This window comes from Novosphingobium sp. AAP1 (genome assembly GCF_001295765.1).
Taxonomy (GTDB): Bacteria; Pseudomonadota; Alphaproteobacteria; order Sphingomonadales; family Sphingomonadaceae; genus Novosphingobium; species Novosphingobium capsulatum.
The window spans coordinates 105,427-130,095 of the sequence record NZ_LJHO01000007.1 but is presented as its reverse complement, the minus strand read 5'-3'; the positions used below and the strand labels follow the sequence as shown (position 1 = coordinate 130,095).

Here is a 24,669-nt window from a genome sequence, read left to right as displayed (position 1 = left end):
CGGATGACCCACCATACTGAATCGAACGGCCAGGTTCCTGCCGAGCAGGCGGAAGCCTTTGCTGTAGATCTCAGCAATTGCGATCGCGAGCCGATCCATATCCTGGGCATCATTCAGCCCTTTGGATTTCTCGTCGCCATCACGCCCGATTGGATGGTTGCGCGTGTTTCCGAAAACATCGAACAGTTCACCGGCATGGCCGCGCACGACGTGCTGGGCCAGCCGCTTACCCATCTGCTAGACCGCGAGGCAATCCACACCATCCGCAACCGGCTGACCACGCTGCGTGGCGCCGATGCGGTAGAGCGGATTTTTGCCCTGCCATTGCTGGCTGGGCAGCCGCCGTTCGACGTGGCGCTGCATTTCGCCGGCCGCGAGATCGTGATCGAGGCCGAGCCGGCAGCGCTGGAGCCGATCGAGGCGACCTCGGTGGTGCGCAGCATGATCGGCCGGCTGCAACAGGTGGAAGGCCTACCCGCGTTCCTGCGGGAAGGCGCGCGCCAGGTGCGGGCGATCACCGGGTTTGACCGGGTCATGGTCTATCGCTTCGATGCGCAGGAATCGGGCGAGGTCGTCGCTGAATCCGCGCGGCATGGCATCGACAGCTTCCTGGGGCTGCACTATCCCGCCAGCGATATTCCGGCCCAGGCGCGCCAGCTCTATCTGCGCAATACCTTTCGCGTGATCGCTGACGTTGGGTCTACACCGGTGCCCCTGGTGCCGCAGCGCGATCCCGATGGGCTGCTGTTGGACCAGTCGTTGTCCGTGCTGCGCGCAGTGTCGCCAATCCACATCGAATACCTGCACAACATGGGCGTATGCGCGTCGCTGTCGATCTCGATCGTGGTGGGCGGCAAGCTGTGGGGGCTGTTTGCGTGCCATCACTATTCCCCGCGCCTGCCCAGCATGGCCGCACGCAGCGCGGCCGAACTGTTTGGCCAGATGTTCTCGCTCATGCTCGACGCGCGGGAAAACGCCCAGGCTCGCGAGTATGAGGCGCGCGGTCGCGCCGTTACCGATCGCTTGCTGGCCACCGTGGCGCAGGACAATGACCTGCTCGACAATCCGCAGTGGCTGGCCGACGTGATCGGCGATGCCATTCCCGCCGATGGCATCGGCGTGCATGTGCGCGGGCAGACCTCGCTGGTGGGGCTGACTCCCAATGACGACCAGTTCGACAGCATCGTGCGCCTGCTCAACCGGGTCTCTTCCGGGCAGGTCTTTGCCACCGAGACGATTTCCAAGCTGCTGCCAGCCGCGGCCGATCACGCCGATGTGGCGGCCGGCATGCTGGCGATTCCGCTGTCGCGCGAGCCGCGTGACTATATCGTGCTGTTCCGGGCAGAACGCCTGCGCGAGGTGCGCTGGGGCGGCAAGCCTGAAAAGGAAATGGTGCACGGCCCCAACGGCCCGCGCCTGACCCCGCGCAAGAGTTTCGAGGCCTGGGCGCAACTGGTAAAGGGCACGTGCCAGCCGTTTACTCCGGCCGAGCGCCGCGTGGCCGAAGCGCTGCGCGTGGGCATGCTGGAAGTGCTGGTGCGCCTGGCGGAAACCGCCGGGGTGGAGCGCGCCCGCGCATCGGAACGGCAGGAACTGCTGATTGCCGAACTCAATCACCGCGTGCGCAATATCCTCTCGCTGATCCGTGGCCTGATCGCGCAGACCCGCGATGGCGCCGCCGATGTGGCGGGCTTTATCGTCACGCTCGATGATCGCATCCGCTCGCTCGCCCGCGCGCATGACCAGATCACCGCCGATCGCTGGGGGCCGGCGCGGCTGGCTGACCTGGTAGAAGTGGAAGCCGGCGCCTATTTGCGCGCGCAATCCGAACGCGTGGTGGCGCAGGGCGAGAACGTGCTGCTTTATCCCACCGCCTACGTCACGATTGCCCTGGTCATCCACGAATTGATGACCAATGCCGTGAAGTATGGCGCGCTCGCTGGGCAGGGTACGGTGCACATTTCGTGGGAGCGTGACGGCAGCGGCGGGCTGGTGCTCGATTGGCAGGAACGCGATGGCCCGCCGGTGGCGCCACCCACCCGGCGTGGGTTTGGCAGCACGATCATCGAACGCTCGATCCCCTATGACCTGGGTGGCACGGCCAACATCGCCTATCTGGAACCGGGCGTGCATGCCCGCTTCACCCTGCCTGAACACTGTGTGGCGGGGGTAACGGCGGCGCGGCACAGCGGTCCCACGCCGATCAGCCTGGGCGGGGCGACCACGCCGCTGGACGATTGCAACGTGCTGCTGGTGGAAGACAGCATGATCATCGCGCTCGATGGCGAAGACGCGCTGCGCGAACTGGGCGCGGCGGCGGTCAGCACCGCGCCGACCGTGCGCGATGCGCTGCGCCTGCTGGAGCGGAACGAGTTTGCCTTTGCCCTGCTGGACTTCAACCTGGGTGTGGATACCAGCGCGCCGATCGCCGATCGGCTGACCGAACTGGGTGTGCCCTTTGCCTTTGCCACCGGCTATGGCGAAGGCATTGGCAACGAACGCTGGCCCGGCGTGCCGGTGATCAACAAGCCCTATGGCCTCAAGGAATTGCGTGCTGCCGTGGGCCAGGCCCAAGCCGTGCGGCGATCACCCCACGCGGGCACTTGACCGGCAGGGGCCGGGCCGGGCACACCCCGCGCGAGGCGGCGCATGGGGCGCTGCACCGGGAGAAGAGACGCCCATGTTCAGCCACCTGATGATCGGCACGAACGATATCGACCGTGCCAAGACCTTTTACGATGCCACCTTCGCCACGTTCGGTGGGCCCCAGGGCATCGTCGATCCCAAGGGGCGGCTGATCTATGTGCACAACGGCGGCATCTTCATCCTGACCAAGCCGATCGACGGCGAGCCGGCGACGTGCGCCAACGGCTTTACCGTGGGCTTTGCCATGACTCCGGAACAGGCCGACGCCTGGCATGCCGCCGGCATCGCCCATGGTGGCAGCGCCTGCGAAGACCCGCCGGGCGTGCGCAAGGGCAGCCCCTATTATCTGGCCTATCTGCGCGATCCCGATGGCCACAAGATCTGCGCGCTGCACAACTATGGCGTGGTGCAATGACGCTGGAAACGGTTTCCACCACCAAGGCCCATGGTGGCGTGCTGGGCGTGTACAAGCACGCCTCGGCCGCCACGGCCACGCCGATGACCTTTTCGGTGTTCGTGCCGCCCCAGGCGCAGGCTGGGGCGAAGCTGCCGGTGCTGCTCTATCTTTCGGGCCTGACCTGCACCCACGCCAACGTGACGGACAAGGGCGAATATCGCCGCCTCTGCGCCGAACTCGGGCTGATCTTCGTGGCGCCCGATACCTCGCCGCGGGGCGAGGACGTAGCTGACGATCCCGCCGGTGCCTACGACTTTGGCCTGGGCGCGGGCTTTTACGTCAACGCCACGCAAGAGCCTTACGCCGCGCATTACCGCATGTGGGACTATGTCTCGCAGGAATTGCCGGCCCTGCTTGCCGCGCATTTCCCGGTTGATATCGCGCGGATGGGCATCACCGGCCACTCGATGGGCGGTCATGGTGCGCTGACGCTGGGGCTGACCTATCCCGAAACGTTCAAGTCGCTTTCGGCCTTCGCGCCGATCGTGGCGCCGGGGCAGGTGCCCTGGGGCCACAAGGCGCTGGGCGGCTATCTGGGTGACGATCGTGCCGCATGGCGCGCGCATGATGCCACCGCGCTGGTCGAAGACGGCAAGCGCCCGGCGGGGGCCATCCTGATCGACCAGGGCGATGCCGATGGCTTCCTGGCCGAGCAATTGCGGCCCGACCTGTTCGCCACGGCGTGCGAAGCGGCGGGCGTTGACCTCACGCTGCGGCTGCAGCCGGGCTATGACCACAGCTACAACTTCATTTCCACGTTCATGGACGATCACCTGCGCTGGCACGCAGAGCGGTTGTAAATTGCCCTGCACCCCCTCCCCATCGGCGATGGGGAGGGGACGGGCGTATTATTTGCGCACGTCCTTGGCCACGGCGTCGAGTACGCCATTGGCAAACTTGGCCTCGCGCGCGTCGAAAAAGGCGTGGGCCACGTCGAGGTATTCGCTGATCACCGTGCCCACGGCAATGTCGGTGCGGGCCAGCAATTCATAGGTGCCGCAGCGCAGGATCTGCAGCATGGTCTTGTCGAGGCGGGCCAGCGACCAGCCCTGGGCCAGGCGGCCCTGGATCAGCCCATCGACTTCCTCGCGGCGGGCGATCACGCCCTTGACCACGTCATCGAAGAATTCGACGTCAGCCGCGGCATATTCCACGTCTTCGATTTCCGCGCCCAGCCGGTGCTGGTGGAACTCGTCGAGCAGGAAGCGCAGCTCGGTGCCTTCCATATCCACCTGGTACAGTGCCTGGACAGCGGCAAGCCGCGCGGCAGAGCGGGCCTGGCCCTTGCTATTCGTCATATTCCCAATCTCAGTTCGATCGAGCGGGCGTGGGCGGCAAGCCCTTCCGCATCGGCAAGCGCAATGGCCGCCGGGCCAACTGCGCCAATGGAAGCATCGCTCACGGCAATGAAGCTGGTACGCTTCATGAAGTCGAGCACGGAAAGCCCCGAGGAAAAGCGCGCACGGCGCCCAGTAGGCAGCACGTGGTTGGGGCCAGCGACATAGTCGCCAATCGCCTCGGGCGTCATGCGGCCCAGGAACACCGAGCCGGCATGGCGAATCTGGGCAAACAGGGCATCGGGATCGTCAGTGGCGATCTCCACATGCTCGGCCGCCAGGGCATTGGCGAGGGCGGGGGCCTCGTCCAGCGATTCCACCACGATCACCGTGCCGTGGGTTTCCCAGCTGGCCTTGGCCACGCGGGCAGTGGGCAGCAGGGCGATTTCCACGCCGACCATGTCGACCACCTGATCGGCAAAGGCGGCATCGTCGGTGATCAGGATCGCCTGCGCGGCCGGATCGTGTTCGGCCTGGCTCAGCAGGTCGGCAGCGATCCACTGCGGATCGTTCTTGGCATCGGCAATCACCAGGATCTCCGATGGCCCGGCCACCATGTCGATCCCGACCACGCCGTAAAGCTGGCGCTTGGCTTCGGCCACCCAGGCATTGCCCGGGCCGGTGATCACGTCCACCGGGCGCATTGTCTTGGTGCCATAGGCCAGCGCGGCCACGGCCTGCGCCCCGCCCACGCGCCACACTTCGTCCACCCCGGCCAAGTGCGCGGCGGCCAGCACCAACGGGTTGATCTCACCCTTGGGCGTGGGCGTGGTGACAACCAGCCGGCCAACGCCCGCCACCTTGGCGGGGATGGCATTCATCAGCAGCGACGAGGGATAGGCGGCGCGGCCACCCGGCACATAGAGCCCGGCCCCATCCACCGCGCGCCACTTGGCGCCCAGGCGCACACCGGCCGCGTCGGTATAGTCGCGGTCCTGCGGAAGTTGTGCCTCGTGATAGGTGCGGATGCGCTGTGCGGCCAGTTCCAGCGCGGCGCGCAGATCGGGCGCCAAGGCATCGAACGCCTCGCGGCAGGTGGCGGCATCGATACGCCAGCCATCGCCCTGCGGCAGGTGGCCATCGAAGCGCTGGGTATATTCGGCCACGGCTTCATCGCCGCGCAGGCGCACGTCCTCGATGATCGTCTGCACATCGCGGCTGACGTTCTCGTCGCTCTCGCGGCGGTCTTTTACCAGCCGGGCAAAGCGCGTGGCGAAATCGGCATCGGTCGTCTTGAGGCGAAGCATCAGGCGGCGGCCTTTCGTGCGGCAACTTGCGTGCGGAACGCATCGACCAACGCGCCCAGGCGGGCGCTGTCGGTCTTGAGCGCAGCGCGGTTGACGATCAGCCGCGCCGAAATCTGCATGATCTGGCTGGTTTCGACCAGGCCGTTTTCCTTGAGCGTGCGGCCCGAGGAGACCAGATCGACGATGCGGCTGGCCAGGCCCAGCGATGGCGCCAGTTCCATTGCGCCATTGAGCTTCACCACTTCGGCCTGCACGCCCATTTTTTCGAAATGGCGGCGAGTGAGGTTGGGATACTTGGTGGCGACGCGGGCATGGCTTTCGCGCTGCCAATCGCCCTGGCCCAGGCCGCCGACCGGCTCTGCCACTGACAGGCGGCAATGCCCGATATCGAGGTCAACCGGCGCGTAGAGATCAGCATAGTCGAACTCGTCGATCACGTCGGATCCCACGATGCCGGCCTGCGCGGCGCCATGGGCGACGAACGTGGCAACGTCGAACGCGCGCACGCGGATCAGCGTGACATCGGCCCGGCTGGTGGCAAAAGACAATGCGCGCGAGGACTTGTCGAAGAACGCGGCCTCGGGCACCACGCCTGCCTGTTCGAGCAAGGGCAGCGCTTCATCGAGAATGCGGCCCTTGGGCAGGGCGAAAACGAGCGGGGTGGCGGTGGTCATGACGCTTTCGCCCCTATGGCAAGCGCGGGAAAAGGGCAACCTCATGGCGTCGATCATGGATATCGCTTCTGTCGAACAGGCCATCGCCTGGCAGGCAGACCACGCTGCGGCCAATGGCGCCCCGGCCACGGGACGGGTGGTGCGGGCCCAATTGCCCTTGTTGGCATCGGGCGGTGCGGTTGGCGCGCGCATGGCGGCCTGGCCGGGCAAGCCCTTGGAAGACGCGCTGCCGCTGCGCCTGGCCGGTGGGCTGCACAACCTGGTGCTGACCGGTGCCGACATGCGGCTCGCCGCGGTCTATCGCGGGGAATTGACCGACCAGGCCATGATCGATGCGCTGGTCGGCGATCTGGTGGATCGCTTTGCCACCCGCCTGCTGCCCTGGCTCGACGGGCCACCCCAGACCAACGAAGCGGGGCGTTCGGCCTCGATCATGGCCGGGCTGCTGTGGCTCTCGGCACGGGTGGGTCCGCGCTTCGTGCTGCATGAGTTGGGCGCGAGCGCCGGCGTCAACACGATGATGGATCGCTTTGCCTTCGATCTGGGTGGCACGCAGGCCGGCCCGGCTGATTCGCCGTTGCATCTCGCGCCCGAATGGCGCGGCACCGGGCGGCCGCCGCAAGTTCCGGTCGAGGTACTGGCGATCGCCGGATGCGATCGCGCGCCGATCGATCTGGCCGATCCCGAGCAGGCGCTGCGGCTCAAGAGCTATGTCTGGGCCGAGATGACCGAGCGCATTGCGCGGCTGGACGCGGCAATTGCCCTGGCGCAGGCACGGCGGCCCGATCTGGTGGCGATGGATGCGGCCGACTATGTCGATGCCGTGCTGGCCGCGCCGCAGCCGCAAGACAGCACGCGAGTGATCTATCATTCCATCGTCTGGCAATATCTGCCGCCCGCCACGCAAGCGCGCATTGCCGCCGGGATCGAAGCAGCCGGCCAGCGCGCCACGCCGGGGCAGCGCCTGGCCTGGCTGTCACTGGAAACCGATCGTGCCACGTTCCGCCATGAATTGACCGTGCGGCTGTGGCCCGATGGCGGCGCGCCGGTGTGTCTGGCCGCCGCCCACGCCCATGGCGCCTGGGTGGAATGGCTTCAGCCCTGATCCTCGGCCAGGGCGCTGCCGTGGTGATGGTATGATGCCCATTCCCATACCGCCACCACCAGCAGCGCCAAGACCGTGGCGCCCACGAACACCGGCGCGGGCAGGGGAAAGGCCAGGGTCAGTGCCGCCAGCACGACCAGCAGGCCACCGCCCACCCAGTGCGACAGCGGAAAATTGCCGTGCGGGCTGGATGGCCGCTTGAACAGCCCGGTGCCGGCCAGGAACACCAGCAGCCCCCCGGCCTGGGTGGCAACCAGCGGCAGCTTGGCCGCGGCCAGCGGCGCATCGAGCAGCAGGGCATCGGCCACGGCGGTGATCACGATCCCGCCCACGATCGGCATGTGCAGATAGGTATAGACGCTGCGCGCCACGCGGCCGGGCTGCGCATGCTGGGCAATGTGCCGCGCGCCGCGTTCGGCACCCAGATCGAAATAGATCCACCACATCAACGCAGACCCGGCAAAGGCCAGCACGAAGGCCAGGCTGCGGGCAAGGTCGGCGGTTTCCTGCGCAAAGCTGGTGCCCGTTACCACCACGCCTTCGCCCAGCGCGATGATGATGAACAACGCGCAACGTTCGGCCAGGTGGCTGCCGGAAATGTCCCAGTCTTCCGGCTGCGATCGGCCCATGCCGGGCACGGCAAAGCCCATGAACGGTCCGCCGTAATCGACCGTGAGCGCCAGCGCCCACAGCCCCAGCCGCACCAGCGGGGCATCGACCAGCGCGCCGGCCAGCCATAATGGGGCCGAGGCGACGAACCACAAGGTGATGCGGATCATGTTGCGCGCGCCGCTGCCACGCCAATGTTCCTGCCGGCTCTTGGCCATGGCCCATGCGACAAACCCGCTGCGCCCGATCTGCACCAGGCAATAGCACGCGGCAAACAGCATGGCATCGCCACCGCCGCCAGCGTCGAATGCGCGCGGCATGGCCACGGCCAGCCCCAGGCTGGCCAGCATCGACAGCAGCAGCATGATCCGCACCGGGCCCCTTTCGGGATTGGTCCAGTTGGCGGCCCAGGCGGTGAACATCCAGGCCCACCATACTGCCAGGAACAGGACCAGTGCCTCTGCCAGGCCAGCCGTGCCCATATGGTGCAGCACATGATGGGAAAGCTGCGTTACCGCAAAGACATAGACCAGGTCGAAAAACAGCTCGAGATAGCTGACCGGGGCGTGTCCGCCCTCGTGATTGCGCAAGAGCGTGGCTGGCGCCGGCACCCCATCGGTCTCGGCCTTGGGGGCGGGCTTGCCAGCCTCGGCAATCGCCTCGGCTTCCTGCTTGGCCTGCTCGCTCATTCGCCCGGCGCGCGGGCGCGAATCGCCAGGGCGTGAACCCGCTGCCCCGGCAGATCGCCCAGTGCCTGGTTGACCAAGCGCTGGCGTTGCAGGCGCGACAGGCCGGCAAAGGCGGCGCTTTCGATCTCCACCGTGAAGTGCGATTCGCCGGTGCCATCATCACCCATATGGCCGCTGTGGCTGGCCGAATCGTTGATGACCTCCAACTGCGTGGGGGCAAGCGCGTCCACAAGTTTACGTTCAATTTCCTGGGCGATCGGGCCGGTCATCTCTTTCCTTTCGGGTTGGCACGCACCATGTGCAATGGCGTGAAGCATGACAAGTTCCATGGCCGCGTCACGGATACCGGGCGCCAGTGCAGTGCCCCGGGGTGCGATGCGCCGGGGGAATTCCGTGCGCCCGGCGTGCGCCCGTCCGGGTTTGACGGGCCTGGCGATTACCGCTGGTTCTGCCTCGACCACATTCGCGCGTTCAACGCCGGCTATGATTTCTTTGAAGGCATGAGTGCCGATGAAATCATGGCCGCGCAATCGCCGCTGGCCGGATGGGATACCCACACCCGCGCGTTCCGTCCCGACGCCGGCATCGATCAGGCGCCGCGCTGGGGCGATTTTGCCGATCCGCTCGAAGCCATTGCCCAGCGTGCCCGCGCCCGCAAGATGGATCACCAGGCCGCCCAGGAAGCGGCCCGGCGCGGCCTGACCCCGGAAGACCGCACCGCCTACGAAGCGCTGGGCCTGGGCTTTGACGCCGACCGCCACACCCTGCGCCGCCGCTACGCCGATCTGGTGCGGCGCTATCACCCCGATCGCAATGGCGGCGATCGCAGCCTGGAAGATAAGCTGCAGCGCGTGGTGGCGGCCTATGATCACCTGCGGCAATCGGCCGCGTTTCGCTAGTAGCTGGCTGTGAAAACGCGCTCAGGCCGGCTTTTCCAGCATGGCCAGCGCCTGCCAGAAAGCAGGGTGGTTGCTGTCGTCCAAGCCGCTGGTGAAAACAGGCGGGAGAAAACCCACGTCTTTGGCGAAACGGGCGATCCAGTCCCGGTGCAAAAAGCAATCCAGTTGTTCCGCGCGTTCCCCACGGCGCACGCGATCCACGCAGGCATTCCAGATCCGGTCATGGGCCGGTTCGGCCAATTCCAGGAATGAAAACACCAGTTTGCCGCCAGGTTTGAGCGCACGAAAGCTATCTTCGATATAAAGATATGATTCGGTTGGATAAAGATGTGTGAAGACCGACCAGTTGAAAGTCATGTCCAACGATGAATCCGGCGCCACGATCGTTGGCTTGTAATTGATGATGGCCTGATAGGTGGGGCACTGCCTTTGCAACTCCTGCAAAAGCTCGGGAACGACATCGGCGCCGGTATAGTCGCCCTGCCATCCAGAGCGTTGCAGTGCTTGGGCGGTTCGCCCGCAGCCACAGCCCAGATCATAAATGGCCATGCCGTCACGCAGGCCGTAATGGCGCAACACCGCGACATGGCCATCGCCCTGTGCGACGAAATTTTCCATCGTTTCTGCGCCGATGGCCTGGGCAAGAGCAAGGGAGCGCTCTTGTGGCATGGCCTTCAGCTTCTTTCGCACCACTCTTTGGTAATCGCGAATCGAATGGCTGGGTTGCGGTTTGGAACGTGACCGAAACAGCAATCGCATCTTTGTACTGTGCCCCCAAAATCAGTTTCGGGACACTGGCCCAAGTTGCGCTTTGTGCAAAAGAAAATCTTTGGGATTGAACGAATAACACACCGCAAAGGCTTCAATCTTGGCGGGAACACATAAAGGTTAGCCGACGCAGGGCGGGATTGTCGTCAATCCGGTGCCTGGTGAGCCACTTCGATCAGCGACGGGCCGCCGGCGACCGGGGTAAGCCAGACGGCGAGATCGGCCGCGATCAGGAATGCCATGCCGAGCATCAGGGCTGGCCGCTTGCGCTCGCCACGGCGCCAGAAAAACACTGCGCCACCGACGAGCGCCACGGTGGCAAGCACCAGCAGGGAAAGAACAGTATCCATCATGGGATTTAGCTGAACAGTCCCTTGGCCAGGCCGGCGATGTCGTTGAGCGGGTTGCCGTCACCATCCTTGTCGAGGAACTTGCTGACCTGGCCCAGCGCATCGGGATGATCACCCAGGATCGTGGCGAATTGTGACAGTGCGCCTTCGCCGCCGATGTGGCCGACGATCTGCTGCAGCAGGCCAGCATCAAGTCCGGTATTGGCAGCTGCGGTTTCGATGGTGTCGCCCTTGGCCTGATGGCCCGCGGCCAAGGCGGCGATGGCGGTTTCGGCCTGAGCGGGATCGATGCCCAGCTTTGCCGCCAGGTTCTTCACGTCCACCGCGCTGCTTACCTGGCCCAGGATGCTGTCGAACACGCTCATCGCTTTTGGTCCCCATGTTCGGCACGCCAAGGTGGCGGCCCAAGCCGCAGGGATAGCGCGCCAAGTGGCCCGCTTGCCAGAAAAAACGCCCTGCCGTGGCAAGCCATGGCAGGGCGCAAGGGTGACACGCAGCCGGGGCGGTATGCCCCAGCGCGGGGCGATCAGATCGCGACGGTATCGTCGGCGATGATGTGGCTGAGCGTGAGGGCCTGCTGATGGCCGAGCCCATCGTTGAGGACGAACGTGGTGCCGTCGAACCCGCTGGTGTTGACGAAATAGGTGCCCGCATCGGGATGCGCCTTGAGGTAGGCGGCCAGCTTGTTCACGTCGTCCTGCGAATCGATATAGGCAGAGCCGGTGCCCTTCACGGTGAGGCCGATGGCGTTGAAGATGCTGTCGAACCCGGTGATGCGCACCACGTCGTGATCGGCAAAGTTGAGATCTTCGACCGTCACCCACTGGTAGACGCTGTTGACGCCATGGCCGCCGGTGAACGCGAACGAGGAAAACCCTTCGCCCGAGCGGAACACGAACTGGTCTGCGCCCGCGCCGCCGGTCAGCGCGTCCTTGCCGCCGCCGCCCTTGAGAATGTCGTTGCCGTCGCCACCATAGATCGCGTCGTTGCCGCCGCCGCCGTAGAGCACGTCGTTGCCATCGCCGCCGCTGATGATGTTCTTGCCCGAGCCGCCGGTGACAACGTCGTCGCCAGCCCCGGCGTTAATGATGTTGTTGCCCTTGGGCGCGGCGATGGTGTCATCGCCGCTGGTGCCATTGATCACTGCCATGTTCATTCTCCTTCATTCCACCGTGTGGGCGGAAATTTGATCCACAAGTATTTTGCGAGGATACTGTGTGGTCGGGAAGAACAGAGGCGTTCCTCGGCCACGCAAGTCATGATTGCGACCTGACTTGTCTTATGGGTAATTGCACAAACACCCTGGCGGCCAAGGTGTGAATCGCTGCCGATCCTGCCTGGTTATAACGCGATATTGCGGTGCAACGTGCCGGTGTTTCCCGTTCATATTGGCGCTTTCACGCGGTAACAGCGGCAAGACCGGTTCAATCTGGAGCAAGTTTGAATCTGCGCGGCGCCTCCCTGTATCAGCCCCAGGTTGAGCCTTGGCGCACGGTTGTCGTTTGCCGTGCCGAACGCGCCTTGCCATCGAACCACTGCGAGAGCGCGGCGCGGCATGGCTCGTCGATGCGGGTGAGCACCAGCCAGGCCGCGAGCAGCAGGGGCGGGACCAGGGCAATGCCCCAGGCGCCCAGCGGCTCACCCTGCAGCATGCGCTTGGCTGCGCCCGATACGATGGCGAGCAGAGGCACGTGAATGCCATAAAGCGGATAGGAAATACGGCCCAGCCAGGTGCCGCCGGGCATGGCGCGATGGCTGCCGGCTGCCACCGCCACCACCAGCACGCAGGGCAGAAAGGCCATGGCCATGAACAACGTCCACGGCAGGTGCTGCACCGGCAGCGCCAGGGCATAGACCAGCGCCAGCGCGGCCAAGGTTGCGGCGGCCCGGTTCATTACCGGGAGCGCGTGGCGCAAGCGGTGGAGCAGCAGGCCGCAGCCGAACCCGAAGCAGACCCGGGCCAGACCGCCGTCCAGCGAACTGGCCTGCCAGCCCAGATCGAGTGTGCCATGGCGCAGCGCGCAGGCAATCAGCGCCAACCCCGCGAGCGCGACGCCGGCCGCGAGCAGCGCCGTGCTGCGCCGTACCAGGAATGCTGCCCAAGCGAGATTGGCGAGGATTTCGAAGAACAGCGACCACAGCGGGCCATTGGCCGGGAACAGTTCCCACCCCGTCGCCGCGCCATGCCACAGCTTTGGCAGGATCAGCAGATTGAGGGCATTGGCCAGCAGCACCTGGTCCAGCGGATCGGACCGATCAGGGGAAACCAGGCAACGCGCGACGAGATAGAGCCCACCCAGCCCGGCGCCCAGCACCGCCACCGGCGCCATCCGCACCAGCCGCCGCCGGGCAAAGCCGGCCCAGTCCATCACGGGTGCACGATCCGGTGCATCGGCAACCAGGCGCGCCTCATAGGCTTCGGCGAGGACAAAGCCACTGAGCATGAAAAAGAAATCGACGGCAAGATAGCCGTTGGGAAACAACTGGATGCCCGTGGCCCGCGTGCCAATGTGAAACAGGCATACGGCCAGCGCCGCGATGCCGCGCATCTCATCGAGCAGGGCATAGCGCCCGCTCTGCCGGGCCTGCTGCGTGGCCGTGTTCATGCGCTGTGCCCCCATTGCCAATGGGCGCGGCCCGCTGGCGTTTCTGCCCGAATTGGTGCGCCGCGATATCGCGGTGCACCGCAAGGGCAGGGCATGCGTGATCGTGACTAACGCATGATTAACCAAACTATCGACGGGGACTCATACGGATTACTGCTTAGTGAAAACCGTATTGCGCGCTGCGGCGTAGAATATCCTTTGCTGCCAGCCGCCTATTCCGGGCGGGCGCGCAGCGTGGCCAGCCGGGCGGCGCCTTCTGCACCATAGATCTGTGGCACATCGCGGCCGGCGTAAAACCCGTCGAACGCGGGAATGCCATCAGGCAGCGTGATCCATGGCAGCCGGGTGCGCACATAGATGTGCACGTTTGGCGGGCACAGCGCGGGCGAATCGAGCGTGCCGGCGCGCACGAAGGCCGCCTTTTGCCCCAGGCTGCCATAATGACTCCATACCGCTGTCTGGCACGCCGTGCAGCGCATGATCGTCTGCCCCCGCCCGCTGTGCGTCGGCACGGCGACCGGTGCCACTGTGCCAGCCAACAGCGTGAGGCACTCTGTCTCCACCACGGCATTGATGGCAAAGGCGCTGCCGCTCAGTACCTGGCACTCGTGACAATGGCAGCAGTGGACCACATAGGGCGCCCGCGCGAGGGCATAGCGTACCGTGCCGCAACGGCATCCGCCGGTGGCAAAGGGATCGGCGGGGCCGGCGATTGGCGCCGCATGCGCCTTCGGATTCGCGTCATTCATGCTGTACAGCCTTGCCCAGGGAGGGCCCAGGTCATCCGGCGGCGGCCTTGCGCGAGACCAGCCCGAAAAAGGCGCCGGCAGGATCGCGGGCCTGGATCATCAGGTCGTCGCCAGGCACTTCGTGCACATCGCCTTCCAGCGTTCCGCCCAGATCCCGCACCGCCTGGGCAGCCGCGCGCACGTCTGCCACGCGGAAATAGGTGCGCCAGCCCAGCGGCGCATCGGCGCTGGGGCGGGCCATCATCGCCCCGACGCGGCCCTGCAGGGGATGGGCGATGAACTGGTAATCGCCAAAGGCGCCCATCGGCATGGCATCGGGATAGGTAAAGCCGAAATGCCGCGCATAAAATGTCCGCGCGCCGGGCAGATCGGTGGTGAACAGCTCGTTCCAGGTTACTGCCTGGGTAATGTCCAGTGCAAAGACCGGCGGTGGCGGCGTGTCTTGCCCCGGCGGCGGGGTTGGATCGATCAGGTAGAACGGCGCGCCCCAAGGGTCTGCCACCATGGCAAAGGTGCCCTCGGCAATGGTCGTGGGAGGCATCCACACGCGCGCGCCATCGGCCGTGATCGCGGCCAGCGTGTCCGGCACGCTATCGACCATCAGGTAGGGCACCCACCATGGGCGCGCGCCGGCCGCGATCATCTCGGGGCGCAGGACCAGCATGCCGCCCTGTCCGGCGCCATCGGCACGGTAGATATGGCGATAATCGATCGCGGCGGTTTCGTGGCCGGGCGAGGGATCGGCGATCCGCCACCCGATCACGCCTTCGTAAAAGGCGCGCACCGCATCGGGGGCGTCGGTTGTCACCTCGTACCACACGAACAGGCCTTGGGGCATGCTGGCATCCCTCCTGCGGGTTGGCCGGTCGATCGCGGCCCACGCATCATTCTCTCGATTCGCGCGTTATGGGCGGCAGCATAGCAGCTTGGCCGCCCAGGCCCACTGCGCATGGGCTCGGCCGGCACAAATGCAAGACGGGCCAAAAGCGCATGCCAAAGCATGTTGCAGCGCGGCGCCCGCGCGGATAGTCAGGTAAATGATGAGCGACACTTCCAATCTCGTGGCCCACGCTGGCACCACCACCGTCCTGCCCGCGCCCGATACCCAGGTTTCGGTGCGCGAGGTGTTTGGCATCGACATCGACATGACCGTGCCGGCCTTTTCCGCCGCCGACGAGCGCGTGCCCGATACCGACGACAACTATGTCTTCGATCCCGATACCACGCTCGCGATCCTGGCCGGCTTTGCCTACAACCGCCGCGTCATGGTGCAAGGTTATCACGGCACCGGCAAATCGACGCATATCGAGCAGGTCGCCGCGCGCCTGAAGTGGCCGTGCGTGCGCATCAACCTCGATGCCCACATCAGCCGTATCGACCTGATCGGCCGCGACGCCATCGTGCTGCGCGATGGTCTGCAGGTGACCGAATTCCGCGAAGGCCTGCTGCCCTGGGCGCTGCAGACCCCGACCGCGCTGGTGTTCGACGAATACGATGCAGGCCGCCCCGACGTGATGTTCGTGATCCAGCGCGTGCTGGAAACCGAAGGCAAGCTGACCCTGCTCGACCAGAACCGGGTGATTCGCCCCAATCCGTTCTTCCGCCTGTTCGCCACGGCCAATACTGTGGGCCTGGGCGATACCTCGGGCCTCTATCACGGCACGCAGGCGATCAACCAGGGCCAGATGGACCGCTGGAACCTGGTCGTCGCGCTCAACTATCTGCCCGCGGAAACCGAAATCGACGTGGTTTCCAAGAAGGTGCAAGGCCTGGATGCCCAGGTGATCGCGCAGATGGTCCGCGTGGCCGACCTGACCCGCAAGGGCTTCATGGCTGGCGACATTTCCACGGTGATGAGCCCGCGTACCGTGATCAGCTGGGCGCAGAACAGCCAGATCTTCAACGACGTCGGCTTTGCCTTCCGCCTCTCGTTCCTCAACAAGTGTGACGAGGCCGAGCGCGTGCTGGTGGCCGAATATTATCAGCGGGTGTTTGCCAAGGACCTGCCAGAAAGCGTCGCGCACAAGGCGTGATGCTGGGCGCTTGACGCCCTTCGACAAGCTCAGGGCGAACGGATGCAGCCGAAGTTGAAATCCGTTCGGGCTGAGCTTGTCGAAGCCCCCCGCGTGCGAACTCAATCCTCGCCGGGATACACCGCCTTCACGAAATAGAGGCCTTCGGGCGGGGCATTGTGGCCCAGCTTCTGGCGATCACGGGCGTGGAGCGCGGCCACCAGATCAGCGCGCGTCCAGTGGCCCTGGCCGATCAGGCCCAGGCACCCCACCATCGATCGCACCTGGTGGTGCAGGAAGCTGCGCGCCGCCGTCTCGATGATCACCATGTCCCCTTCGCGGCGCACGTCGAGCCGGTCGAGCGTCTTGACGGGGCTGGCCGCCTGGCAATGGACCGAGCGGAACGTGGTGAAATCGTGGTTGCCGACCAGCTCCTGCGCTGCCTCGTGCATCGCGGCCGTATCCAGCGGCCGCGCGATGCGCCAGGCGCGGCCGGCATCTAGCGTGAGCGGCGCGCGCCGGTTGGCGATGCGATACTCATAGGCGCGGCCAAGGCAGGAAAAGCGCGCATGCCAGTCATCGGGCACGATCCGGCAATCGAGCACGGCGATCGGATCGGGCTTGAGCCGAGCGTTGAGCGCCTCTGACAGGCGGAACGGATCGAACGGCCGCGCCACATCGATATGCGCGCGCATGCCAAGCGCGTGAACGCCGGTATCGGTGCGGCCGGCGGCATGCAGAATGACGGGATGCCCCACCACGCTTTGCGCCGCTTCCTCCACCGCTTGCTGCACCGATGGGCCGTGCGACTGGCGCTGCAGCCCCATGAACGGGCCGCCATCGAATTCCAGCGTGAGAGCATAGCGCGGCATCAGGCGAGCACCGTGCCCGCCGGAATGGCGCGGCCGCGCAGGAGAGCGGCGGTGTCCATCGCTGGGCGGCCGGCGCGCTGCACGGTCAGCGGGCGAATGGCGCCTTGTCCGCAGGCGATTGTCAGCACATCGTCCAGCACCGTGCCGGGCGCGCCTTCACCGGCCACCACCTGCGCAGCGAGCACGCGATAGCGTTCGCCATCCAGTTCGAAAAAGGCACCGGGGGCAGGGGCGAAAGCGCGCACCTGGCGCTCCACCTGTTCGGCCGGTTGGGCGAAATCGAGCCGGCTTTCCGCCTTGTCGATCTTGGCGGCATAGGTCACGCCCGCTTCGGGCTGAACCTCTGGCGTAAAGCTGGCCAGATCGGCCAGCACGCGCACCATCAGGTCTGCGCCCAGCGTGGCCAGTTCAGCGGTGAGTTCGCCGGCGGTCTTGCCGGCCACGGGCGTGGCCACCGTCGCCAGCATAGGCCCGGTATCGAGTCCGCGCTCCATCTGCATGATGGTGATGCCGGTGTGCACATCGCCTGCCAGGATGGCCCGCTGCACCGGTGCTGCCCCGCGCCAGCGTGGCAGCAGCGAGCCATGCACGTTGAGGCAGCCCTTTGCCGGGGCTGCCAGGATCGCGGCCGGCAGGATCAGGCCATAAGCCGCCACTACCGCCACATCGGCGCCATGCGCGGCAAAGGCAGCCTGTTCGTCTGCCCCCTTGAGGCTGACGGGGGTGAGCACAGGCAAGCCATGCCGCTCTGCCGCCAGATGCACGGGCGAGGGCTGCAACTTTTTACCCCGGCCGGCCGGGCGCGGCGGCTGGCTGTAGACCGCCACCACATCGTGGCCGGCGGCCACCAGCGCATCGAGCGTGGGCACGGCAAATTCGGGTGTGCCCATGAAGACAACGCGCATGGTGCAATGGGTCCTTTTCCAATCCTGCGCGCGGCCCTATCTGTCGCGCCATGGCATCGCAAGAGATCGAGGCGCTGGCGAGCGCACTGGCCCGTCTGCCCGGCCTCGGCCCCCGCTCGGCGCGGCGGGCTGTGCTCTGGCTTATCAAGCGGCGTGAAAGCGCGCTGCCGCAACTGCTGGCCGCGCTTGATACCGTGCGCCAGAACCTGGTGGAATGCCAGACCTGCGGCAATGTGGACACCACCGATCCGTGCGGGATCTGTGCCGATCCGCGTCGCGATGCGCGCGCGCTGTGCGTGGTGGAGGATGTGGCGGACCTCTGGGCGCTTGATCGCGCGCGGCTGTTCACTGGGCGCTATCACGTGCTGGGCGGGCGGCTTTCCGCGCTCGAAGGGGTGCGGCCGGAAGACCTGACCATCGGCCGGTTGCTCGATCGGGTTCGCGCCGGCGGGATTGATGAAGTGGTCCTGGCGATGAACGCCACGCTCGAGGGGCAGACCACGGCGCACTATATTGCCGAACGGCTGGAAGACTTGCCCGTGCGCGTGACGCAACTGGCGCATGGCCTGCCCGTGGGGGGAGAACTGGACTATATGGACGAGGGCACCCTGGCCCAGGCCCTGCGCGCGCGGCGGCCGGTTTGACCCGCGGGTGTCGCGCTGGGCCCTTCGACAGGCTCAGGGCTAACGAAGGCGGAAAGGTTAGCGTCTGAACCCCGTTCGGGCTGAGCCTGTCGAAGCCCCCTCGCGCCGAACTCAGCCTTCCAGGCTTGCCAATACCTCATAGGCGAGCACGGCGCCAGCGACAGCAGCGTTGAGGCTGTCGGCGCGCCCCTTCATCGGCATGGTCACGCGCAGGTCGCAGGCCAGCTCATAGTCTTCGGGCAGGCCGCGCGATTCGTTGCCCACCATGACGAAGCAGGGACCGGCATAGGGGGCGCCGCGATAGGGCACCGCATCGCGCAACGATGCGGCCACCAACTGGCCGGCCCCGGCGCGTAGCCAGGGCAGAAATTCGTCCCAGCGCGCCTGGGCCAGACGCTGGGTGAAGATCGCGCCCATGCTGGCGCGCACCGCCTCTACCGAAAAGGGATCGACGCAATCATCGATCAGGATCAGCCCGCCTGCGCCCACGGCATCGGCGGTGCGCAGCATCGTGCCCAGATTGCCCGGATCGCGCATGGCCTGCGCCACCAGCCAGAGCGGGGCGGACTGGCGATCGATCTGCGCCAGGCCCGTGTCCCATTCGGCAAAGACACCTGCCACGGCCTGCGGGTTATCCTTGCCGGTCACCTTGGCCAGTATATCCACCGGCAACTCGATCACATCGCCCCCGGCGGCGGCCACCGCGCTTTCCAGGTCTGACAGCAGCGGATGCGCCTCGCGCCCCTGGGCCATCAGCAGGATTTCGGGCAGGCGCCCGCCGGCGCGGGCATCGGTCAGCAGGCGCAGGCCTTCGGCCAGAAAGCGCTGCTCGCGCTTGCGGTGCTTCTTGTCGCGCAGGCTGCGGACGAATTTGACGGTGGGGTTGGAAAACCCGGTGATCGTGCGGCGGGACGTTGGGCGGGACATGGGGCGGTCCATGCGTCAGCCAGCCGCGATGGGCAAGGCTTTCAGTCTTCGCCGAACCCGTCCTTGACCAGGCCCGCCAGCTTGAGCAGCACAGAATCCGCTTCACCTTCCGGGCCAGACACCACGACATCGATGGTATCACCCTTGGCCGCGCCCAGCATCATCAGGCCCAGGATAGAGCCGCCGGCTGCCTCGGTGCCGTCCTTGAACACCGTCACGTCAACGCCAGAAGGCAGCTTGGCCACGGCATTGACGAACTTGGCGCTGGCGCGGGCATGGAGGCCGCGCTGGTTGACGATGGTGATCGTCTCTCGGGCAACGTAGCTTTGGCTCGACATCGGCTTTCCTCTTCCCCTGCCCGTCGTTGTCGGGTGCGTCGCTTTGTTCGGGAAACCCTCGGGCGTGGGATTTATGCGTCCTGGCCCAGGAATTCCGAAGCGATCGTGATATAGTTGCGGCCGGCATCGCGCGCGGCGGCCGTGGCATCGCGAACATTCATGCATCCGCGCGCCTTGGCAAGCCGGATCAGCATGGGCAGGTTGATCCCGGCGATCACTTCCACCCGGCCCGCCTGCATCAGCGAGATCGCGAGGTTCGAAGGCGTGCCGCCGAACAGGTCGGTGAGGATGATGACGCCTTCGCCGCTATCGACCCGGCGGATGGCATCGGCGATCTCCTTGCGGCGACGCTCCATATCGTCATTGGGGCCGATACAGACGCCGATGACGTCCTGTTGTCGGCCCACGACATGTTCCATCGCATGGATGAATTCGTCGGCAAGGGCACCATGGGTGACGAGAATAAGGCCGATCATGAAGGGAACGGGCTCCGAAATACAGCCTGACAAGATGCCACAACCAAGCTTAACAGAGCCTTGGCGGGCACATGTGGGCTGCCAGAATGCTGGCATTCACAAGGCATGTCTTTCAGAACCGTCCCATCCCCCGAGCGCAGGATATTCGCTGCCCGCGCTATCGTCATCATTGGCATTGTCACTGGCATCATTGTCATACCTGAACCGCCTGGGCGCCTTCCAGCAGGTTGGCGCCGCGGGCGGCAAGGTTGCGGTGCAACAATGTGGGTGAAAAACCGGAATTGCGCAAGCCTTGTGCGATCTCTTCGGCCATGAAGACCGAGCGATGGCGCCCGCCGGTACAGCCGAAGGCGATGTGGACATAGGCCTTGCCCTGGGCCGCGAAGCGGGGAAGGAGCAGGCGCAAAAGCCCCAGAATCCGGTCAAAAGCCTCGGCAAAGGCAGGGTCGTTGCGGATGTAATCGCCCACCGGGGCGTCCTTGCCGGTCATCGGTCGCAGCGTTTCATCCCAGTGCGGATTGTTGAGGAAACGCATGTCGAAAACCAGGTCGGCGAGCGGCGGGGTGCCGCGGGAAAAGCCGAAGCTGCTGATCGTGACCGTGGTGCGACTCGGTGAGATCGCACCGAACTGCTGGCGGATCGCCTGCTGCAGGTCGTTGGTGGTGAAATCGGTGGTGGATATGACCACGTCGGCCCAGCGGCGCAGTGGGGCCAGAAGGTCACGCTCGGCAGCGATGCCGCTGGCGGCGGGCTTGTCCTCGCTCATCGGATGGCGGCGGCGGGTTTCGTTGTAGCGGCGCTCAAGCTCTGCCCCGCTGCAGTCGAGAAACAGCGTGGTGACCGAAAGGTTGGGCCGCGTGCTCAGCGCCTTGACCCGCTCGATGATCGTCTGCGGATCAAACCCGCGGGTGCGGGTGTCAAACCCGATGGCGAGCGGCGTTCCGGCATCGATCCCACCGCTTTCGCTGCGGGCCTGGCCCGGTTCGGTCTCCAGCAGGCGATCTAGCAGGCGGATCGGGAAATTGTCGATCGCTTCCCAGCCCAAGTCTTCCAACGTGCGCAGCGCCGTGGTCTTGCCTGCGCCGAGGAGGCCAGTGACCAGCAGGATGCGTTGCGGCGAATCCGGATCGGGCAGAGCGGAACTATCGGTGGCGACCATGCACGACCTTTTGCGCGCATTGGCGGGCAAAGAAAAGTGCGGTTACGCGACGGCCAGCCCTGATCTTGTTGCAGGCATGGCACTCAGCCCAGGCCATAGTGTTCCAGCGCGAGCGTGGCGCGCAGGGCCAGCATCGGCGTTTCTGGCCATAACTGCACCATCGGCACGGCTATTCCGGCGCGCTCAACGCGACCTGCCGCATCGATGAAGCGCGGCGCATCTGCGTCGAGGCGCAGCACCAAGGCCACCGGCGCCTGTGCCAGGGGGGGAAAGCGCAGCAGCCCCAGATTGCGCACTTCCAGCAAGCCGGCGATGCGGGGATGGGGTTGGGCCAGCAGCCGTGGCGCGTTGCCCGGCGCGATATCTGGCAGGAGGAGCAGCCCGTCATCGCCCACCAGCTGCGCACCGCGATCGATCAGCGCCAGCGCCAGACTGGACTTGCCGCTGCCCGGTGGCCCCTCGATCATCACGGCGCGCCCGCCGATCGCCACTGCCGTGGCCTGGTGCGCTTGGCCCGCCGCGGTCATGCGCGCAGTTCCCCGGCATAGGGCAGGGTCAGGACCAGGCAGGCGCCATGTGCGCCATCGGGACGGTCGATGATCGTCAGGCGGCCATCGTGGGCTTCGGCAATGGTGCGGGCGATCGCAAGGCCGAGGCCGCTGTGCGCGCCAAACGCCTCCTCGGCCGGTCGCACCGAATGGAAGCGCTCGAACACCTTGCCGCGCTCGGCCTGGGGGATGCCGGGTCCCTCGTCGGTCACGCTCAGCATGACGCGGGCGTCTTCACCCTCGCGCGGCCCTTGTGTCCACACTGCCACGTCCACCGCGCCGCCGGGCGGAGAGAAGGACACGGCGTTGTCGAGCAGGTTTTCCAGCACGCGCTCCAGCCGCATGGCATCGCCCAGCACCAGCGGGGCGTAAGTGCCGGGATCGGGCTGGCGCAGGCGGATCACCGCGCCGCCGCGCGTTTCCCGCGCGCCGCGTGCCCCCACCACCTGCGCGGCAAGGCCGCCCAGGTCGAGCCGCACGAACGTGGCGCGGCTCAGCTCCGCATCGATCCGGCTGGCATCGGCGATTTCGGTGATCAGGCGATCGATCCGCTGGACATCGTGGGTGGCGATCGCGGTGAGTTGCCGGCGCAGCGTGGCATCTTCCACCCGGTCGAGCGACTCGATCGCGCTGGCCAGGCTTGCCAGCGGGTTCTTGAGTTCGTGGGCGACATCGGCGGCAAAGCTTTCCACCGCGTCGATGCGATGGCGCAGGGCCATGGTCATGTCGGAAAAGGCGCGGGCGAGCAGGCCGATCTCATCCCCGCGATCGGGCAGGCGGGGCACCACCACTTCGCGGTCACGGCCCAGCCGCACCCGCACCGCTGCGCGAACCAGCGCGCGCAACGGCTGGACGATGGTGCGCGCCAGGAATAACGACAACTGCACCGAAAGCATCAGGGCAAGGCCGATGATGATCACCAGGGTCTGGCGCGCATCGCGCACCGCCTGGGTGATATCCACGGCATTGCGCATGGCCAGCAGCATCTGCCCATCGCTGTCGCTCCCCACGGGCGTCGCGGCGGTCAGCACCGGGGTGCGATCGGGGGCATAGCGCAGATAGACCTGGGTGGAATGGGCGGCACGGGCGCGCACCACTTCGGGCCAGTTGCCGGCTCCCGGATCGGCCGGTTCGGCATAGCGTTCCACCGGCGGCGCACCGACGATGAAATCGACCCCGCGATCGAGCAGGCGCGCGGCATGTTGGTACCATGGCTCGCCCGTGGGATCGACCAGGGCGAAGCTGGGCGGCGCCAGGGCAAAGCTGTCTGCCACCAGGCGGCCTTCGCGATCATAGAGTCGCAGCCGCAGGCGCTGTTCCTGGCCGATGCGCACCAGCAGCGTCTTTTGCTGCGCCAGGCTGGCGCCATCGAGCGCATCGGCGGCAATTTCCGCCTCGGCCCGGGCCAGCTTGAATCGCTCGCCCAGCAGCTGCGAACGGTAGCTATCGAGATAGAAGAAGCTGCCTGCCAGCAGCGCCAGCGCGATGACGTTGACCGCCAGGATACGTGCGGTGAGCGAGAGGCCGCGCGGCCGCAGCGCACGTGGCACCAGCATGCGCGCGGTGCGCTCTGGCGCAGGTGGGGCAGAGTTGGCCGGCGTCATTCGTCGCTGTAGCTGTAGCCCGCGCCATAGAGCGTCTCGATCGCGGAAAACTGCGGATCGACGGCGCGGAACTTGCGGCGCAGGCGCTTGATATGGCTGTCGATCGTGCGATCATCGACAAAGACGTCGTCGTGATAGGCCGCGTTCATCAGCTGGTCGCGGGTGCGCACCACGCCGGGGCGCACGGCCAGCGCTTCCAGGATCAGGAACTCGGTGACGGTCAGCGAAACCAGTTTGTCTGTCCAGGTCACCAGGTGGCGCGCCGGGTCCATCGCCAGGCGGCCGCGGCGGATCGGATCGGGCAGGTTTTCGGCCGGCTCGGCATCGGCGGCAACCGGATCGCGGCGCACGATTTCGCTGCGCCGCAAAATGGCGCGAATGCGGGCGAGCAACAGGCGCTGGCTGAATGGCTTGGCGATGTAATCGTCGGCGCCCATGGCCAGGCCCAGTGCCTCGTCGGCCTCGTCGTCCTTGCTGGTCAGGAAGATCACCGGCAGGTCGCTCTGCTCGCGCAGGCGGCGCAGCAATTCCAGGCCATCCATGCGCGGCATCTTGATGTCGCACACCGCCAGGTCGGGCGGATTGTCGAGCAGCGCTTTGAGCGCGGTATCGCCGTCGTTGTAGAGCCGGGTGACAAAGCCCTCGGTCTGCAGTGCGATCGATACCGTGGTCAGGATATTGCGATCATCATCGACCAGCGCGATCGTGCGGCGCGGCTGGCTCTGCCCTGCCGGGGGCGTACCCGTGCCTTCGGGCTGGGGGGCAGGGGCATTGTGCATAGGCGTTGCGGCGATCCTGCTCGAGTGGGCCTGCTCGGGTGTGGCCTACCAGGGTGGCGCGCTAGATTAGGGCGCGCAGGCGCGGCTGGCAAGAAACCCCCAAGGACGTTGGATTTGTTCGTGTGGGGACAAGCTGCGACAGGGCAGCAGTTGAAAATTGTGCAACTTGCTGCGCAAAAATCTTGGGTCGATCCGGTTTGACGCGGGGCGGGTGGTCAACTATCCGAACAGGGAATCGCGCATTCGTATTCGGCATTCGTATGCGAAGC

General features: G+C 66.0%; 28 protein-coding genes. 7 read left to right on the top strand and 21 right to left on the bottom strand.

Annotation, left to right across the window (positions count from 1 at the left end):
- Positions 1 to 3 precede the first annotated feature (3 nt).
- The 3 genes from IP65_RS14560 to fghA all read left to right on the top strand — a co-directional run bounded on the left by IP65_RS14560 (position 4) and on the right by fghA (position 3,903).
- Entirely contained in the window at positions 4 to 2,607 is a 2,604-nt protein-coding gene (locus IP65_RS14560) for an HWE histidine kinase domain-containing protein (RefSeq protein WP_022677208.1), read from the top strand.
- 73 nt (positions 2,608 to 2,680) lie between these two features.
- Complete coding sequence (locus tag IP65_RS14555) at positions 2,681 to 3,061, top strand: VOC family protein (protein ID WP_022677207.1); 381 nt, start codon at positions 2,681 to 2,683, stop codon at positions 3,059 to 3,061.
- Positions 3,058 to 3,903: an S-formylglutathione hydrolase gene (gene fghA, locus IP65_RS14550; protein WP_022677206.1), complete on the top strand. Its 846-nt coding sequence runs from the start codon at positions 3,058 to 3,060 to the stop codon at positions 3,901 to 3,903. The genes IP65_RS14555 and fghA overlap by 4 nt, the downstream gene beginning before the upstream one ends.
- Before the next feature lie 48 nt (positions 3,904 to 3,951).
- Here the strand turns inward: fghA and nusB are convergent, their stop codons facing one another.
- The 3 genes from nusB to hisG are packed head-to-tail and all read right to left on the bottom strand — an operon-like array spanning position 3,952 to position 6,361.
- On the bottom strand, positions 3,952 to 4,401 hold the full coding sequence (nusB, locus tag IP65_RS14545; protein ID WP_054132157.1) for a transcription antitermination factor NusB: 450 nt from the start codon (positions 4,399 to 4,401) through the stop codon (positions 3,952 to 3,954).
- Positions 4,398 to 5,687, bottom strand: a complete 1,290-nt coding sequence (gene hisD, locus IP65_RS14540) for a histidinol dehydrogenase (RefSeq protein ID WP_022677204.1) — start codon at positions 5,685 to 5,687, stop codon at positions 4,398 to 4,400. Before hisD ends, nusB begins: the two co-directional genes overlap by 4 nt.
- Positions 5,687 to 6,361, bottom strand: a complete 675-nt coding sequence (gene hisG / locus IP65_RS14535; protein WP_022677203.1) for an ATP phosphoribosyltransferase — start codon at positions 6,359 to 6,361, stop codon at positions 5,687 to 5,689. Before hisG ends, hisD begins: the two co-directional genes overlap by 1 nt.
- Between hisG and IP65_RS14530 the strand changes: the two genes are divergently transcribed.
- A complete protein-coding gene (locus tag IP65_RS14530; RefSeq protein ID WP_022677202.1) occupies positions 6,360 to 7,466 on the top strand; it encodes a DUF2332 domain-containing protein in 1,107 nt (368 codons plus the stop codon). The two genes, hisG and IP65_RS14530, sit on opposite strands and share 2 nt — an antisense overlap.
- Here the strand turns inward: IP65_RS14530 and IP65_RS14525 are convergent.
- Positions 7,457 to 8,764 carry a low temperature requirement protein A gene (locus IP65_RS14525; RefSeq protein WP_022677201.1) on the bottom strand — a complete coding sequence of 436 codons (1,308 nt, stop codon included), beginning with the start codon at positions 8,762 to 8,764 and terminating at the stop codon, positions 7,457 to 7,459. The genes IP65_RS14530 and IP65_RS14525 overlap by 10 nt on opposite strands.
- Complete coding sequence (locus tag IP65_RS14520) at positions 8,761 to 9,033, bottom strand: BolA family transcriptional regulator (protein ID WP_022677200.1); 273 nt, start codon at positions 9,031 to 9,033, stop codon at positions 8,761 to 8,763. Before IP65_RS14520 ends, IP65_RS14525 begins: the two co-directional genes overlap by 4 nt.
- Positions 9,034 to 9,072: 39 nt before the next feature.
- Here IP65_RS14520 and IP65_RS14515 point away from each other — a divergent pair, with 39 nt between their 5' ends.
- Positions 9,073 to 9,663: a J domain-containing protein gene (locus IP65_RS14515; protein ID WP_028658100.1), complete on the top strand. Its 591-nt coding sequence runs from the start codon at positions 9,073 to 9,075 to the stop codon at positions 9,661 to 9,663.
- 21 nt (positions 9,664 to 9,684) lie between these two features.
- On the opposite strand, the gene IP65_RS14510 is transcribed toward IP65_RS14515, so the two are convergent.
- From IP65_RS14510 to IP65_RS14480, 7 genes are all read right to left on the bottom strand, one after another.
- A complete protein-coding gene (locus tag IP65_RS14510) occupies positions 9,685 to 10,422 on the bottom strand; it encodes a bifunctional 2-polyprenyl-6-hydroxyphenol methylase/3-demethylubiquinol 3-O-methyltransferase UbiG (RefSeq protein WP_022677198.1) in 738 nt (245 codons plus the stop codon).
- Positions 10,423 to 10,577: 155 nt separating this feature from the next.
- The gene (locus IP65_RS14505) at positions 10,578 to 10,784 is read right to left on the bottom strand and encodes a hypothetical protein (protein ID WP_022677197.1); all 207 of its coding nucleotides are present in this window, start codon (positions 10,782 to 10,784) and stop codon (positions 10,578 to 10,580) included.
- Between the two features lie 5 nt (positions 10,785 to 10,789).
- Positions 10,790 to 11,146, bottom strand: coding sequence for a hypothetical protein (locus tag IP65_RS14500; RefSeq protein ID WP_022677196.1), 357 nt, complete (start codon positions 11,144 to 11,146; stop codon positions 10,790 to 10,792).
- A gap of 161 nt (positions 11,147 to 11,307) precedes the next feature.
- Positions 11,308 to 11,931: a calcium-binding protein gene (locus IP65_RS14495; protein ID WP_158442000.1), complete on the bottom strand. Its 624-nt coding sequence runs from the start codon at positions 11,929 to 11,931 to the stop codon at positions 11,308 to 11,310.
- 316 nt (positions 11,932 to 12,247) lie between these two features.
- Positions 12,248 to 13,387, bottom strand: coding sequence for an acyltransferase (locus IP65_RS14490; RefSeq protein ID WP_022677194.1), 1,140 nt, complete (start codon positions 13,385 to 13,387; stop codon positions 12,248 to 12,250).
- Positions 13,388 to 13,599: 212 nt separating this feature from the next.
- Positions 13,600 to 14,136: a GFA family protein gene (locus IP65_RS14485; RefSeq protein WP_022677192.1), complete on the bottom strand. Its 537-nt coding sequence runs from the start codon at positions 14,134 to 14,136 to the stop codon at positions 13,600 to 13,602.
- Positions 14,137 to 14,167: 31 nt separating this feature from the next.
- Positions 14,168 to 14,974: a VOC family protein gene (locus IP65_RS14480; RefSeq protein ID WP_022677191.1), complete on the bottom strand. Its 807-nt coding sequence runs from the start codon at positions 14,972 to 14,974 to the stop codon at positions 14,168 to 14,170.
- 202 nt (positions 14,975 to 15,176) lie between these two features.
- Here IP65_RS14480 and cobS point away from each other — a divergent pair, with 202 nt between their 5' ends.
- The gene (gene cobS / locus IP65_RS14475; protein ID WP_022677190.1) at positions 15,177 to 16,169 is read left to right on the top strand and encodes a cobaltochelatase subunit CobS; all 993 of its coding nucleotides are present in this window, start codon (positions 15,177 to 15,179) and stop codon (positions 16,167 to 16,169) included.
- Positions 16,170 to 16,270: 101 nt separating this feature from the next.
- Here cobS and truA read toward each other — a convergent pair whose 3' ends face one another.
- Positions 16,271 to 17,020, bottom strand: a complete 750-nt coding sequence (gene truA / locus IP65_RS14470) for a tRNA pseudouridine(38-40) synthase TruA (protein WP_022677189.1) — start codon at positions 17,018 to 17,020, stop codon at positions 16,271 to 16,273.
- Positions 17,020 to 17,925: a methionyl-tRNA formyltransferase gene (fmt, locus tag IP65_RS14465; RefSeq protein WP_022677188.1), complete on the bottom strand. Its 906-nt coding sequence runs from the start codon at positions 17,923 to 17,925 to the stop codon at positions 17,020 to 17,022. Before fmt ends, truA begins: the two co-directional genes overlap by 1 nt.
- A 50-nt stretch (positions 17,926 to 17,975) precedes the next feature.
- On the opposite strand from fmt, the gene recR reads away from it, so the two are divergent.
- On the top strand, positions 17,976 to 18,569 hold the full coding sequence (gene recR, locus IP65_RS14460) for a recombination mediator RecR (protein ID WP_022677187.1): 594 nt from the start codon (positions 17,976 to 17,978) through the stop codon (positions 18,567 to 18,569).
- A 111-nt stretch (positions 18,570 to 18,680) separates the two neighbouring features.
- On the opposite strand, the gene IP65_RS14455 is transcribed toward recR, so the two are convergent.
- The 7 genes from IP65_RS14455 to IP65_RS14425 all read right to left on the bottom strand — a co-directional run bounded on the left by IP65_RS14455 (position 18,681) and on the right by IP65_RS14425 (position 24,400).
- Complete coding sequence (locus IP65_RS14455) at positions 18,681 to 19,496, bottom strand: RNA methyltransferase (protein WP_022677186.1); 816 nt, start codon at positions 19,494 to 19,496, stop codon at positions 18,681 to 18,683.
- Between the two features lie 41 nt (positions 19,497 to 19,537).
- Positions 19,538 to 19,834, bottom strand: a complete 297-nt coding sequence (locus IP65_RS14450) for an HPr family phosphocarrier protein (RefSeq protein ID WP_022677185.1) — start codon at positions 19,832 to 19,834, stop codon at positions 19,538 to 19,540.
- 71 nt (positions 19,835 to 19,905) lie between these two features.
- The gene (locus IP65_RS14445) at positions 19,906 to 20,310 is read right to left on the bottom strand and encodes a PTS sugar transporter subunit IIA (RefSeq protein ID WP_022677184.1); all 405 of its coding nucleotides are present in this window, start codon (positions 20,308 to 20,310) and stop codon (positions 19,906 to 19,908) included.
- Positions 20,311 to 20,503: 193 nt separating this feature from the next.
- A complete protein-coding gene (gene rapZ / locus IP65_RS14440; protein WP_022677183.1) occupies positions 20,504 to 21,469 on the bottom strand; it encodes an RNase adapter RapZ in 966 nt (321 codons plus the stop codon).
- Between the two features lie 83 nt (positions 21,470 to 21,552).
- A complete protein-coding gene (locus IP65_RS14435) occupies positions 21,553 to 21,996 on the bottom strand; it encodes an HPr kinase/phosphorylase (protein ID WP_022677182.1) in 444 nt (147 codons plus the stop codon).
- Positions 21,993 to 23,621, bottom strand: coding sequence for a stimulus-sensing domain-containing protein (locus IP65_RS14430; protein ID WP_022677181.1), 1,629 nt, complete (start codon positions 23,619 to 23,621; stop codon positions 21,993 to 21,995). Before IP65_RS14430 ends, IP65_RS14435 begins: the two co-directional genes overlap by 4 nt.
- Complete coding sequence (locus IP65_RS14425) at positions 23,618 to 24,400, bottom strand: response regulator transcription factor (protein WP_022677180.1); 783 nt, start codon at positions 24,398 to 24,400, stop codon at positions 23,618 to 23,620. Before IP65_RS14425 ends, IP65_RS14430 begins: the two co-directional genes overlap by 4 nt.
- Positions 24,401 to 24,669 lie beyond the last annotated feature (269 nt).